At 72.4% G+C, this 12,887-nt stretch carries 15 protein-coding genes and 1 tRNA gene; 15 read left to right on the forward strand and 1 reads right to left on the reverse strand.

The features are described 5' to 3' along the window. Positions 1-372: 372 nt before the first annotated feature. The 5 genes from ispH (at position 373) to radA (ending at position 3,837) form a co-directional block, all read left to right on the forward strand. On the forward strand, positions 373-1,323 hold the full coding sequence (gene ispH, locus QFW77_RS14425) for a 4-hydroxy-3-methylbut-2-enyl diphosphate reductase (RefSeq protein WP_280575468.1): 951 nt from the start codon (positions 373-375) through the stop codon (positions 1,321-1,323). 67 nt (positions 1,324-1,390) lie between these two features. Then, positions 1,391-1,466 (forward strand) — tRNA-Thr (locus QFW77_RS14430). A gap of 55 nt (positions 1,467-1,521) precedes the next feature. Then, a complete protein-coding gene (locus tag QFW77_RS14435) occupies positions 1,522-1,785 on the forward strand; it encodes a hypothetical protein (protein WP_280575469.1) in 264 nt (87 codons plus the stop codon). 186 nt (positions 1,786-1,971) lie between these two features. Further along, complete coding sequence (locus tag QFW77_RS14440; protein ID WP_280575470.1) at positions 1,972-2,268, forward strand: hypothetical protein; 297 nt, start codon at positions 1,972-1,974, stop codon at positions 2,266-2,268. 156 nt (positions 2,269-2,424) lie between these two features. Further along, positions 2,425-3,837 carry a DNA repair protein RadA gene (radA, locus tag QFW77_RS14445; protein ID WP_280575471.1) on the forward strand — a complete coding sequence of 471 codons (1,413 nt, stop codon included), beginning with the start codon at positions 2,425-2,427 and terminating at the stop codon, positions 3,835-3,837. 228 nt (positions 3,838-4,065) lie between these two features. On the opposite strand, the gene QFW77_RS14450 is transcribed toward radA, so the two are convergent. Continuing rightward, complete coding sequence (locus tag QFW77_RS14450) at positions 4,066-4,854, reverse strand: cytochrome C assembly family protein (RefSeq protein WP_280575472.1); 789 nt, start codon at positions 4,852-4,854, stop codon at positions 4,066-4,068. A 264-nt stretch (positions 4,855-5,118) separates the two neighbouring features. On the opposite strand from QFW77_RS14450, the gene ffh reads away from it, so the two are divergent. From ffh to QFW77_RS14500, 10 genes are all read left to right on the forward strand, one after another. Then, positions 5,119-6,489 carry a signal recognition particle protein gene (ffh, locus tag QFW77_RS14455; protein ID WP_280575473.1) on the forward strand — a complete coding sequence of 457 codons (1,371 nt, stop codon included), beginning with the start codon at positions 5,119-5,121 and terminating at the stop codon, positions 6,487-6,489. A 20-nt stretch (positions 6,490-6,509) separates the two neighbouring features. Further along, positions 6,510-7,310, forward strand: a complete 801-nt coding sequence (locus tag QFW77_RS14460; RefSeq protein ID WP_280575474.1) for an aminotransferase class IV — start codon at positions 6,510-6,512, stop codon at positions 7,308-7,310. A 143-nt stretch (positions 7,311-7,453) separates the two neighbouring features. Further along, positions 7,454-8,569 (forward strand): YjgN family protein, encoded by a 1,116-nt coding sequence (locus QFW77_RS14465; RefSeq protein ID WP_280575476.1) that lies wholly within the window; start codon positions 7,454-7,456, stop codon positions 8,567-8,569. Between the two features lie 2 nt (positions 8,570-8,571). Then, on the forward strand, positions 8,572-9,600 hold the full coding sequence (locus QFW77_RS14470) for a M48 family metallopeptidase (protein WP_280575477.1): 1,029 nt from the start codon (positions 8,572-8,574) through the stop codon (positions 9,598-9,600). A gap of 97 nt (positions 9,601-9,697) precedes the next feature. Next, entirely contained in the window at positions 9,698-9,964 is a 267-nt protein-coding gene (rpsP, locus tag QFW77_RS14475) for a 30S ribosomal protein S16 (RefSeq protein ID WP_180677000.1), read from the forward strand. A gap of 35 nt (positions 9,965-9,999) precedes the next feature. Continuing rightward, positions 10,000-10,515: a ribosome maturation factor RimM gene (rimM, locus tag QFW77_RS14480; protein WP_280575478.1), complete on the forward strand. Its 516-nt coding sequence runs from the start codon at positions 10,000-10,002 to the stop codon at positions 10,513-10,515. A gap of 133 nt (positions 10,516-10,648) precedes the next feature. After that, the gene (trmD, locus tag QFW77_RS14485; protein ID WP_280575479.1) at positions 10,649-11,422 is read left to right on the forward strand and encodes a tRNA (guanosine(37)-N1)-methyltransferase TrmD; all 774 of its coding nucleotides are present in this window, start codon (positions 10,649-10,651) and stop codon (positions 11,420-11,422) included. Positions 11,423-11,536: 114 nt separating this feature from the next. Then, entirely contained in the window at positions 11,537-11,992 is a 456-nt protein-coding gene (gene rplS / locus QFW77_RS14490; protein WP_280575480.1) for a 50S ribosomal protein L19, read from the forward strand. A 155-nt stretch (positions 11,993-12,147) separates the two neighbouring features. Further along, on the forward strand, positions 12,148-12,432 hold the full coding sequence (locus QFW77_RS14495) for a hypothetical protein (RefSeq protein ID WP_280575481.1): 285 nt from the start codon (positions 12,148-12,150) through the stop codon (positions 12,430-12,432). An 18-nt stretch (positions 12,433-12,450) separates the two neighbouring features. After that, a complete protein-coding gene (locus QFW77_RS14500) occupies positions 12,451-12,849 on the forward strand; it encodes an RNA-binding S4 domain-containing protein (RefSeq protein ID WP_280575482.1) in 399 nt (132 codons plus the stop codon). The last annotated feature ends 38 nt before the right edge of the window (positions 12,850-12,887 follow it).

Here is a 12,887-nt window from a genome sequence, read left to right on the forward strand (position 1 = left end):
GGCGCCGCCCGCACCGCGCGCCGCGACGGCGCGGGCCGGGGAGGGCGCCTGATGATCGCCCTCGGAATCGTCCTGCTGGTGGCGGGCTGGTGGCTGCTCGCCGCCGCGATGCCGCCGCGCGACCCGCCGCCCGTGGCCCGCCGGCACCGGTTGCGGTTGGCCGGCGCCATCGCGCTCGCCGCCAGCCTGCCCTGCTTCCTGGTCCCCATCGGGGTCGAGCAGGGGCCGGTGTTCTGGGCCGCGGCGCTGATGCTGGCGGCGATGGCGGTCGCGCTGGTGCGTGCGCTGCGCGGGGGCGGCCGGCCGCGCCGCGGCTGACGGCGCGCCACCGGTTCGGCCGGCGTTGCGCCGGCGCGCGGTAGAATCGCGCCCATGGACATCGTCCTTGCCAACCCCCGCGGCTTCTGCGCCGGCGTCGATCGCGCGATCGAGATCGTCAAGCGCGCACTGGAAACCCTGGGCGCGCCGATCTACGTCCGCCACGAGGTGGTGCACAACCGCTACGTGGTCGAGGACCTGCGCCGCCGCGGCGCGGTTTTCGTCGAGGAGCTGCACGAGGTGCCGGACGGCGCCACGGTGATCTTCAGCGCCCACGGGGTCTCGCAGGCGGTGCGCAGCGAGGCGGAGCGCCGTGGCCTGAAGGTCTTCGACGCCACCTGCCCGCTGGTGACCAAGGTGCACCTGGAGGTGTCGCGGCATTGCCGTGCCGGACGCGACGTGGTGCTGATCGGCCACGCCGGCCATCCCGAGGTCGAAGGCACGATGGGGCAGTGGCGGCGCGAGGCCGGTTCGGGCGCGATCTATCTGGTGGAGGATCTGGACGACGTGGCCGCGCTGGCGCCCGGCCAGCCGGACAACCTCGCCTACACCACCCAGACCACGCTCTCGGTGGACGACACCCGCGACATCATCGCCGCGCTGCGGGCCAGGTTTCCCGCCATGCAGGGGCCGAAGAACGACGACATCTGCTACGCCACCCAGAACCGCCAGGACGCGGTACGCCAGCTGGCGCGGCAGTGCGACCTGGTGCTGGTGGTCGGCTCGCCCAACAGTTCCAACTCCAACCGCCTGCGCGAGCTGGCCGAGCGCGACGGCGTCGAAGCCCACCTCGTCGACGGAGCCAGCGAGATCGACCCGGCATGGCTGGCCGGGCGCCGCCACGTCGGCGTCACCGCCGGCGCCTCGGCCCCGGACGTGCTGGTTCAGGGAGTGCTGCAGCGCCTGCACGAGCTGGGCGCCGGAGGGGTCCGCGAGCTGAACGGCGAGCCGGAAAACATGGTCTTCGCCCTGCCCAGGGAGCTGCGGGTCCAGCTGGTCGACTGATCGCCGACCCGCTAGAATGCGCCTCCCCGGGCTCCCGCCGTCGTGCGGCGCGGTCCCGGAACCCAATGCCGGAATAGCTCAGTTGGTAGAGCGGCGCATTCGTAATGCGTAGGTCGTAGGTTCGAATCCTATTTCCGGCACCAGATCCAGGACCGGCGGTTGCCGCCGGTGGCCCGAAGCGGTCGTGAGGTGATGCAGTTGGAACCGATTGCGCTCGAAGACCTCGCCCTGCTCGAAGTCCTGGTCCGCATCGACCAGCGTGCCGATCTGGTCGAAGGCGATACCGAAGTGGTCAAGCGGCTCGTCGAAAGCGGCCTTGCCGAGAAAGGCGACGGCGAGCTCACCCTGACGGTGGCAGGCGTGGAGATGTGCAAGTCCCTGCAGCACCGCGCCGCTGCCGACGCCCAGGCCGAGCGCATCCGCAGGGAACGCAGCGCCGGCCTGGACGACGCCGCCGCCTGAGCGAAGCCCGCCGGCCGCACCGGCGCTGCCCGCCGCATCCGGCGAAGCGGGTTCCGGCCCGGCCGGGGGTCGTGTTCCGCCGTTCGCGCGACCCCGGTCATGGATTCATCGATCCGACATCCGCGTTTCACCGGGTGTACGCGAAGGCGCGGGCATCATGCGGCACCCCGGCCGCGACCCTAAGGCATGAACCGCGAACGCATCGACATCTACCTGACCGCCGACGGCGACGGCTATCTGGTCGCCGCCGCCGGTACCCGCCTCGCCGCGGAACTGGTCGCGGCGCTCGGCGGGCTGCGCCACGGCTGGACCCAGGATGTCGGCGCGGCCGCGAAGCTGCCCGGATGGCGCGCGGTGCGCCGCGACCTCGACGCCTGCGGCTACAGCATCCTCCCGGACACCGACTTCGCCGCGCTGCTGCTGGCGCCCCGCCTGCAGACGCCGACCGTGGTCGATCCGGCGCAGCGCACCGAGGCGGCCTGAGCGCGGCCGGCGCAGAGGCCGTCCGCCGCGGCGCATCGCCACGCAGCGGTCGCCCAGCGCCGTGCCGCGAGCGCTGACCGCGAGCGGCCGGCCGCGGTCTCGCATCGCGCGACCGCCGCCCGCTACCCTGTGGTCCTTTTCCGCCGGTACCCGCGCATGGCCAGACCCGCCGCCAAGCCCCCGTCCAGGGCCCGCACCGCCTACGTCTGCTCCGAATGCGGCGCCGACCACGGCAAATGGCAGGGCCAGTGCGGCGAATGCGGCGCCTGGAACACCCTGAGCGAATTCGTGATCGAGCCGGCGGCGGCGGGCAAGGCCGGGCCGGCGTCGCGCCGCGGCGGCTGGGCCGGCAAGCTCGACGCGCCCAGGGTCACCGCGCTCAAGGACGTTCGCCACGGCGAGGACGCGCGGGTGTCCACGGGCATCGGCGAACTCGATCGGGTGCTCGGCGGGGGGCTGGTAGAGGGCGCGGTGGTGCTGGTCGGCGGCGACCCCGGCATCGGCAAGTCCACACTGCTGCTGCAGGCGGTGGCGCGGATGGCAGCCACGCTGCCCAGCCTGTACGTCACCGGCGAGGAGTCGCTGGCGCAGGTGGCGGGGCGCGCGGCGCGGCTGGACCTGCCGCTCGACGGCCTGCAGGCCCTGGCCGAGACCGGTATCGAGACCATCCTCGAGCACGCCGCGGCGGCGCGGCCGCGGCTGATCGTCGCCGACTCGGTGCAGACCCTGTGGACCGAATCGCTGACCGCGGCCCCCGGCTCGGTCAGCCAGGTGCGCGAGAGCGCCGCGCGCCTGGTCCGCTACGCCAAGGAAACCGGCACCGCGGTGTTCCTGGTCGGCCACGTCACCAAGGAGGGCGGCATCGCCGGGCCGCGGGTGCTCGAGCACATGGTCGACGCGGTGCTGTACTTCGAGGGCGAGAGCGGCAGCCGTTTCCGGGTGCTGCGCGCGTTCAAGAACCGCTTCGGCGCGGTCAACGAACTCGGCGTGTTCGCGATGGGCGACAAGGGCCTGAAGGAGGTGCCGAACCCGTCGGCGATCTTCCTCTCCGGCGGCAGCACCCCACAGCCGGGCAGCTGCGTGATGGTCACCCGCGAGGGCACGCGCCCGCTGCTGGTCGAGGTGCAGGCGCTGGTGGATGCCTCGCCGCTGTCGAACCCGCGCCGGGTGGCGGTGGGCCTGGAGCAGAACCGGCTGGCGATGCTGCTGGCGGTGCTGCACCGCCATGGCGGCATCGTCGTCGGCGACCAGGACGTGTTCGTGAACGTGGTCGGCGGGATCCGCGTGCAGGAGACCGCCGCCGACCTGCCGGTGCTGCTGGCGGTGCTGTCCTCGCTGCACGACCGGCCGCTGCCGGAGAAGACCGTCGCCTTCGGCGAGGTCGGCCTGTCCGGCGAGATCCGCCCGGTCCCCAACGGCGAGGAGCGGCTGCGCGAGGCCGCCACCCACGGCTTCCGCCGCGCCATCGTGCCCAAGGCGAACGCGCCGAAGTCCGGTGCCTTCAAGGGTCTCGAGGTCATCGCCGTCGAGCGCCTGTCCGAAGCCCTCGAGCACACCAGTTCCGCCTAGCCCAGCTTCCGTAGGAACGGCCCACGGCCGCGAAGGCCGCGGAAGGCTCCGGCCGGGTTGGCGGTGGTCTCCGTCTCGGCCGGCGGCGCGGGCTTTCGCGTGCATGGCACGCGCCTGCCGGGATGCGGCTGCCGTCGTCGTCCGGTGCTCGCGGTGCGGAGGCGCGGCCCATCGCCGCGGAGGCCCGCACGGTGCAAGGCGGCGCACGCGGGGAGGATCCCGCCGGGATCAGCCCCGCTGCAGCAACAGCTCCAGGACGAACTTGCTGCCGAAGAACGCCAGCACCAGCAGCGCCATCGCGGTCAGGGTCCAGCCGATCGCGCGGTTGCCGCGCCAGCCGTAGCGCCAGCGCCCGACCAGCAGCGCACCGAACACCAGCCACGACAGCACGCTGAGCAGGGTCTTGTGGATCAGGTGCTGGGCCAGCAGGTCGTGGACGAACAGCATGCCGGTCAGCAGGGTCGCGCTGAGCATTACGAAGCCCGCGGCCACGGTGCGAAACAGCAGCGACTCGAGTTCGGTCAGCGGCGGCAGGGCGTGCAGCCAGCGATGGAACTCGCGGCGGCGCAGCGCCCGCTCCTGCGCCCACAGCAGCAGCGCCAGCAGCGCCGCGACCGCGAGCGTGGCGTAGGCGAGCAGCGCGAACCAGGCGTGCAATTGCAGCCGCCAGTCGAGTCCTTCCGCGCTGGCGGTGCCGGCGCCGGCATGGATCGCTACTGTGGCCGCGGCGATCGGAAAGACCAGCACGCCCAGCGCCGCGGTATGGCCGCGGGTGGCATAGAGCAGGGTCAGCGCCGCCATCCCCAGGCCGACCAGCGACAGCGCCGCGAAGAAGTGCAGGTCCGCGCCGCCGATCGCATGCCAGTCCCGCAGGTGCACCGCGGCATGCGCCAGCACCGCCGCCGCCGCCGGCGCCGCCCAGGCGGCCATCGCCGGGCGCGCGTCGCGCATCACCGTGCGCACCAGCAGTGCCGAGGCCAGCAGATACAGGACGGCGGCGATGAGAACGATTGTCATCGGCAGAGTGTCGCACATGCCGGGTCCGCCCACATGGGCCGGAACGCACCGGCGGGGCGGGTCCGCGACGCGCGGATCGCTGGTCTTCAGGCCACCCCGCGGCGTGCTGCACGGCTGGATGGTTCGCCGGCTCGGGGTGCCGGTGGCCCGGCCGGGTGGAAGGGCGCCTGCTTGTAGAGACGCGCTGACGGCACGGCCCGACCGCGGCGGGGCACGGAGGGCCGCACGCTATAATCGGCGACCGCCCTACCGTTGCGACCGAGCATGTTCGAGTCCCTGACCCAGCGCCTGTCCGGCACCATGGAGCGCCTGCGCGGGCGCGGCCGCCTGACCGAGGAGAACATCCGCGAGGCCACCCGCGAGGTGCGCATCGCCCTGCTCGAGGCCGACGTGGCGCTGCCGGTGGTGCAGGCCCTGATCGAGCGCATCAAGGTGCGCGCGGTCGGCCAGGAGGTGCTGAAGTCGCTGACCCCCGGGCAGGCGCTGATCAAGGTGGTGCGCGACGAACTCACCGCGGTGATGGGCGCGCAGGCCACCGAGCTCGATCTCAACGTGCCGGCGCCGGCGGTGATCCTGATGGCCGGCCTGCAGGGCGCGGGCAAGACCACCACGGTCGGCAAGCTCGCCAAGCACCTCAAGGAGCGTCGCAAGAAGAAGGTGATGGTGGTCAGCGCGGACGTGTACCGCCCGGCCGCGATCGAGCAGCTCAGGACCCTGGCCGCCCAGGTCGACGTGGCGTTCTTCGCCTCGGACGCGTCGCAGCAGCCGGTCGACATCGTCCGCGCCGCGATCGACGACGCGCGCCGCTCCTACGTGGACGTGCTGATCGTCGATACCGCCGGCCGGCTCGCCATCGACGAGGCGATGATGGCCGAGATCAAGGCGCTGCACGCCGCGGTCGCGCCGGTCGAGACGCTGTTCGTGGTCGACGCGATGACCGGTCAGGATGCCGCCAACACCGCCAAGGCCTTCAGCGAGGCGCTGCCGCTGACCGGCGTGGTGCTGACCAAGACCGACGGCGACGCCCGCGGCGGCGCGGCGCTGAGCGTGCGCTACATCACCGGCCGGCCGATCAAGTTCATCGGCACCGGGGAAAAGGTCGACGGCCTGGACGTGTTCCACCCGGACCGCGTGGCCAGCCGCATTCTCGACATGGGCGACGTGCTGTCGCTGGTCGAGCAGGTCGAGCAGCAGGTCGACAAGGACAAGGCTTCGAGGCTCGCCGAGAAGGTCGCCAAGGGCAAGAAGTTCGACCTCAACGACATGCGCGAGCAGCTCGACCAGATGCAGAACATGGGCGGCATCGCCGGGCTGATGGACAAGCTGCCCGGCATCGGCCAGGTCCCCGAGCACATGAAGCAACAGGTCACCGGCAAGGAAGTGCCGCGGATGATCGCCATCATCAATTCGATGACCAAGAAGGAGCGGCGCAACCCGGGGCTGCTCAACGGCTCGCGCCGGGCGCGCATCGCGCGCGGCTCCGGCACCACCCCCGCCGACGTCAACCGCCTGATGAAGCAGTACCAGCAGATGGAGAAGATGATGGGCAAGATGGCCCGCGGCGGCATGAAGGGCATGATGCGCGGGCTGCAGGGGATGATGGGCGGCCGCGGCGGCGGCATGCCATTCCGCTGAGCGGGCCCAGGGCCGTCGCGATGACCACGGCCTGGAGCGACGGGCGCCCGGCGCCGGCCGCCGCGCTGCAGGCGCTGGCGCTGACCAACTACGGCCACTTCACCACCATGCAGGTGCGCGCCGGCGCGGTCCAGGGGCTGGACCTGCACCTGGCGCGGTTGCGCGAGGCGACGCGCGAACTGTTCGGCCGGGACCTGGATCCGGAACGCCTGCGCTCGGGCTGGCGCGGCGCGCTGGCCGCGGCGGGGGCCGCGGACTGCACCCTGCGCAGCACCGTGTTCCTCACCGGCGCCGACCCGCTGCAGCGCGAGACCGGCGATGCCTCCGTGCAGGTGCTGGATGCCGTGTCCCCGGCGCGCGAGCCGGACGCGACGGCGCTGCGCGTGCGCAGCTGCCGTCATGTCCGCGCCGCGCCGCACCTCAAGCACGTCGGCACCTTCGCGCTGTTCCTCCACCGCCGGCTGGCGCTGCGGGAAGGCCTCGACGATGCCCTGTTCGTCGACGATCAGGGCACGGTGCTGGAGGGGACGCTTTGGAACCTCGGCTTCCTCGAAGCCGAGGGCGTGATCTGGCCCCGGGGCCCGGCTCTGCGCGGCATCGCCGAGCGCCTGCTGCAGGCCGGGCTGGCCGCGGCCGGCGTGCCGCAGGCCACGCGCCCGGTGGGACTGCGCGAGCTGGCCGGCTTCCGCGGCGCCTTCGCCTGCAACGCGCGCGGGGTGCAGGCGATCGGCGCCATCGACCAGGTGCGGTTCCCGGCCGGCGCCGACGCGGCGCGGCTGCCCCGCGAGGTGATGGAGCGACAACCATGGCAGCCGCTGTGAGGCGCCGCCAGCGGGCGCTGCCGGCCGCCCGCGGGATCGGGTAAGGTTCGGGCTCGCGCCGGAGCGATGCCCGAGGCAATCGCGGGGACCGGCATGACAGGGAACGCCGCGGCTCTCGTCGCGGCAGGGACAGGGGGAACGACATGCTCGACCAGACCACGGCGCCGCCCGACGGCGGCGACTCCGCGCCCGCGCCCGCTCCGGCGCCGGAGGAGGTACGTTACCGGCCACGCTTCGATGGCCGCGCCGGCGAGTTCTTCGGCATCTGGATCGTCAACCTGCTGCTGTCGATCGTGACGCTCGGCATCTACTCGGCGTGGGCCAAGGTCCGTACCGAACGTTATTTCTACGGCAATACCAGCATCGCCGGTTCGGCGTTCGAATATCTGGCCGATCCGATCCGCATCCTCAAGGGCCGCCTGGTCGCCTACGCGGTGGTCATCGCGCTCGGCCTGAGTCTCCAGTTCCTGCCGGTGCTCTACTTCCTGCTGCTGTTGGCGGTGTTCGCCTGCATGCCGCTGATCGTGTTCATGGCCACGCGGTTCCGGGCGCACTATTCCGCCTGGCGCGGGCTGCGCTTCCGCTTCGTGCACAGCGGGCTGCAGGCCTATGGCCCGTTCATGGGCTGGCCGGTGCTTTCGGCGGTCACGCTCAGCCTGCTGTATCCGCTGATGAAGCGCAGGCAGCACGAGTACCTCGTCTCCGGGCACCGATTCGGTACCAGCGCGTTCCGCTTCGCTGCCGACTCCGGACCGTACTACGTCCCCTACGTGATCGCGCTGGTGGCCGCGGTGGGCGGCATGTGCCTGCTGCTGCTGGCGGCCGGGGCGGTCATCGCGCTGGCCGCCGCGACGGGCGGCGCCCCGACCGGCGAGCCGCCGGCCGCGACCGCGCTGGCGGCGACATCGACGTTCCTGCTCGCCTACCTGGGCATGTTCGGCGTGATGGTGTACCTGCGGGTCCGCTACGCCAACCTGCTCTGGAACAGCACCCGGCTGGGCCAGCACCGCTTCGAATCCACCCTGAGCGCGCGCTGGGTGATGTGGCTCTACGCCAGCAACCTGGTGGCGGTGCTGTGCACCCTCGGCCTGGCGACCCCGTGGGCGATGATCCGGCTGGCACGCTACCGCGCCGCGTGCTTCGCGGTGGTGGTGAGCGGCGGGATCGAGGACTTCCTCGCCGAGGTGGACGCCGAACGCGGCGCGATCGGCGCGGAGCTGTCCGACGCCCTCGACTACGGCGTCGAGCTGGGGATCTGAACGTGCTCGGCGGCCAATGGCTCGACGGCCGTTCGACCCGCGCCCGGAGGGTGAGGCTGGAGCGGGCCGGTGACGACCGGCTTCGGATCGTCGATCTCGCCGACGGTGCGGAGACCTTCTGGCCGATGGCCGAGATCGAAGTGGGCGCGCGGCTGGGAGCCACGCCGCGGGTGCTGCGCCGCGCCGGCCACGGCCAGATCGAGTGTCCGGACTCGCCGGAGCTGGCGCAGTGGTTCCGCCGCCCGGCCGGTGGGATCGAGGCGGTCGCCGACTGGCTCGAGCGGCGCCGGCTGGCGATCCTGGGCGCCGCCGCGGCCGCGGCGCTGTTCGCGTTCGCGTTTCTGCGCCTGGGGGTGCCCTGGGCGGCGGAACGGATCGCCGTAGCGATGCCGGTGGCGGTCGAGGCCGAGGTCAGCCGCCAGGCCGTGACGCTGCTGGAGCGCGGCCACCTGGCGCCGAGCCGGCTGCCGGCGGCGCGCCGCAGCGCCCTGCGTCGGCGGTTCGGGCAACTCGTGCAAGGCGAGCCGAGGCAGGCGGACATGCGCCTGCACTTCGCCCGCGCACCGGGCCTGGGCGCGAACGCCCTGGCGCTGCCGGATGGCAGGATCTACCTCACCGACGAACTGGTCGAACTGGCGGCCGACGACGACGAGATCCTGGCCGTGCTGGCGCACGAGGCCGGGCACCATGTCCATCGCCACGGCATGCGCCAGGCGATCGAGAGTTCCTCGGTGCTGCTGGTGGTCGGGCTGGCCTTCGGCGATGTCTCCGGCTCGTCGCTGGCCGTGGCCCTGCCCACGGTGCTGCTCACCAGCGGCTACTCCAGGGGGCACGAGCGCGAGGCCGACGCCTACGCCCTGGGGCTGCTGGGCAGGCGGGGGATTTCCCCGCGGGCCTTCGGCCGGATCATGCGCCGGCTCGCCGGCGACGATGCCGCGCCTGCCGGGGCGGTGGGGTACCTGTCCACGCATCCGCCGACCGTGGAGCGGATCGAAGCCGCCGAGCGGGCGGGCCGCGGTCCCGGGGAGTAGGGCCGAGGCGCGGGCGGATTCCCCCGGCCGGGCCGATGGCGTACAATTCCCGGATTACCTCGCCGATCTGGCGACTGGGCAACACAGGAAAACCGAGATGGTCAAGATCCGCCTGACCCGTGGCGGCGCCAAGAAGCGTCCGTTCTACCACATCATCGTCACCGATTCGCGCAGCGCGCGCGATGGCCGCAACATCGAGCGCGTTGGCTACTACAACCCGGTCGCCTCCGGCGCCGAGCAGCGCGTGGTGCTCGATACCGCCCGTGTCGACCACTGGGTCGGGCAGGGCGCGCAGATGACCGACAAGGTCCGCAACCTGTACAGGGAAGCGGCCAAGGCGCAGCAGGGCCAGGCCGCGGCCTGAGCCCCGGGCCGCGCCTGGCGCACGGCCAAGCCCAGATGAACGATCCCGGACGTCGCATCCTGCTGGGCAGGATCCACGGCGCCTTCGGCGTGCGCGGCGAGCTCAAGCTCGAGTCGTTCACCGACCCGCCGGAGCGCATTCTCCAGTATCGGCCGCTGATCCTGCGCGACCCGCGCGGGCAGGAGCGGGAGCTGCCGGGCGTCTCCGGCCGCCAGACCGCCAAGGGCATCGTGGCGCGGCTGCCCGAGGTCGAAGACCGCGACGCCGCCGAGGCGATGCGCGGCGCCGAACTGTTCGTGGCGCGCTCGGCGCTGCCGCCGCCCAGGCCCGGCGAGTACTACTGGGTGGATCTGGAAGGACTGCGCGTGGAAACCCCGGACGGCGTGCCGCTCGGTCGGGTGGCCTATCTGTTCTCCACCGGTGCCAACGACGTGCTGGTGGCCCGCGACGGCGATCGCGAACGGATGATCCCGTTCGTCACGCCGGACTGCATCCGCGCGATCGACTTCGACGCCGGCCTGGTCGTGGCCGACTGGGACCCGGATTTCTAGCCCTCGAAGCGAGATTTCTGCAGCGTGGAGTGCGCTCCGCTGATCCGGGCTGCGGCGCCGACATGGCGGAGCGGGCCACGCGCCACGGTACGCGGCCGTACCATTCCGATTCCCGATTCCCGATTCCCGCCCCATGCGCATCGACGTCATCAGCCTGTTTCCCGAGTTCGTCGCCGCCTGCGCCGGCTTCGGCGTGGTCGGGCGCGCGCGGGAACGCGGGCTGCTGTCGCTCCACGGCTGGAACCCGCGCGACTACGCCGAGGGCAACTACCGCCGGGTGGACGATCGCCCGTTCGGCGGCGGCCCCGGCATGGTGATGATGATCGAGCCGCTGCGCGCGGCGATCGCCGCGGCCCGGGCCGCCGACCCGGCCCCCGCGCGGGTCGTCTACCTCAGCCCGCAAGGGCGCCGGCTGGACCAGGCGCTGGTCCGCGAGCTGGCGGGCCGCGAGCGGCTGCTGCTGCTGTGCGGCCGCTACGAGGGCGTCGACGAGCGCCTGGTCGCCGCCGAGGTGGACGACGAGGTGTCGATCGGCGACTACGTCCTGTCCGGCGGCGAGCTGCCGGCCGCGGTGGTGATCGACGCGGTGGCGCGGCTGCAGGCCGGCGCCCTCAACGACGCCGATTCGGCCGCCCAGGACAGTTTCGGGGCCGAGGCCGGCGGCGGCCCCGGACTGCTCGACTGCCCGCACTACACCCGCCCGGTCAGCCACCCCTTGGGGGACGTGCCCGAAGTGCTGCTGTCCGGCAACCACGCGGACATCGCGCGCTGGCGCCGCCGCCAGGCGCTGCTGCGCACCCGTGCGCGCCGCCCCGACCTGCTCGACCGTGCCGGGTTGTCCGCCGCCGACCGCGCCCTGCTGGCGGATCCGGGCACCCCGACCGGCGAACCGGACGGGCAGAGCTAACTACTAGCCGCGCAAGGGAAATTGCCGCTACAATACGCGGCTTGCCGTTCCATCCATGCCATGAGCGTGCGTCCACGTGCACCACGCCTACAACGACACCAACAGGCCAAGACCATGACCACCAAGCCCTCCCTGAACACCCTGCTGCAGGATTTCGAGAAAGAGCAGGTGCTGCGCCAGCTGCCCGATTTCAGCCCCGGCGACACCGTCGTCGTCAACGTCAAGGTCAAGGAAGGCAACCGCGAGCGCGTGCAGGCCTACGAGGGCGTGGTCATCGCCAAGAAGAACGCCGGCCTCAATTCCTCCTTCACGGTTCGCAAGATCTCCCACGGTTTCGGCGTCGAGCGGGTGTTCCAGACCCACAGCGCCACGATCGAGTCGGTCGAGGTCAAGCGCCGCGGCGCGGTGCGCGCCGGCAAGCTGTACTACCTGCGTGGCCTGGAGGGCAAGAAGGCGCGCATCAAGGAAGATCTCTCGGCCCGCGCCAAGGCCAAGACCGCGAAGGCCAATGCCGACCTGCGCGAGGCGGCGGCCGCCGCCGCCGCTTCGCCGGCGCCCGCCGCCGAATAATCCGCTCGGGTTCTCGACCAACGGCCGCCTCCGGGCGGCCGTTCGCGTTGGCGCCGCATCCGCCGCACGGCGCCGCAGGAACGCGTTCATCTCCCGTTGTTTCGGCGCAGGGTGCTGCTGCAATAGCATGCGCTGAACCAGGCGAGGAGCAGGGCATGAAGACGATCGGATTGGGTTCGACGGTACGGTCGGGTTTGATGGTGCTGGCGGCCTCTGCCGCGTTGGCGGGCTGCGCCAGCGGTGGGCGCGGCAACGACGCCACGGTGCGCCTGAGCGACCGGCCGGAGTGCCATACCAGCCAGGCGGTCGACGACGCGCGCACCGGCGTGCGCGACCTGGTGGATCCGCGCTGCCGCCCGGAGGAGGCCACGATCTGGTCGAGCCGGGACGATGGTGCAGCGGACGAGATCGACTTCCGCCGTCGCACCGGCGATGACTGAAAACCCGGCGTCGATGGCATGACTCCGGCTGGTGAAAGCGTGCGCCTGGATCTGTGGCTCTGGGCCGCAAGATTCTTCAGGACCCGCAGCCTGGCCAAGCAGGCGGTGGAGACCGGCAAGGTCGATATCGGCGGCCAGCGCGCCAAGCCGGCGCGCGCGGTCCGCGTCGGCGACAGGCTGCGCATCGCGCGCGGCGAGGAAACCTTCGAGATCGAGGTGCTCGGCATCTCCGACACGCGCGGCCCGGCCCCGGTCGCCCGTGCGCTGTATGCCGAGAGCGACGCCTCGTGCGCCGCGCGCGAAGCGCGGTTGGCGGAACTGCGCGCCGGCCGCGCCGGCTACCGGCCGCCGGAGGGCAAACCCGACAAGCGCGCGCGCCGGCTGATCCGCGCCCTCGGCGACATCGACGCGACCTAGCTCGCCGCCGCGGCGGCGCCCCGCAGGAGCCCGCCGCG

The sequence above is a fragment of the Luteimonas endophytica genome, from assembly GCF_029887875.1.
Lineage (GTDB): Bacteria > Pseudomonadota > Gammaproteobacteria > Xanthomonadales > Xanthomonadaceae > Luteimonas > Luteimonas endophytica.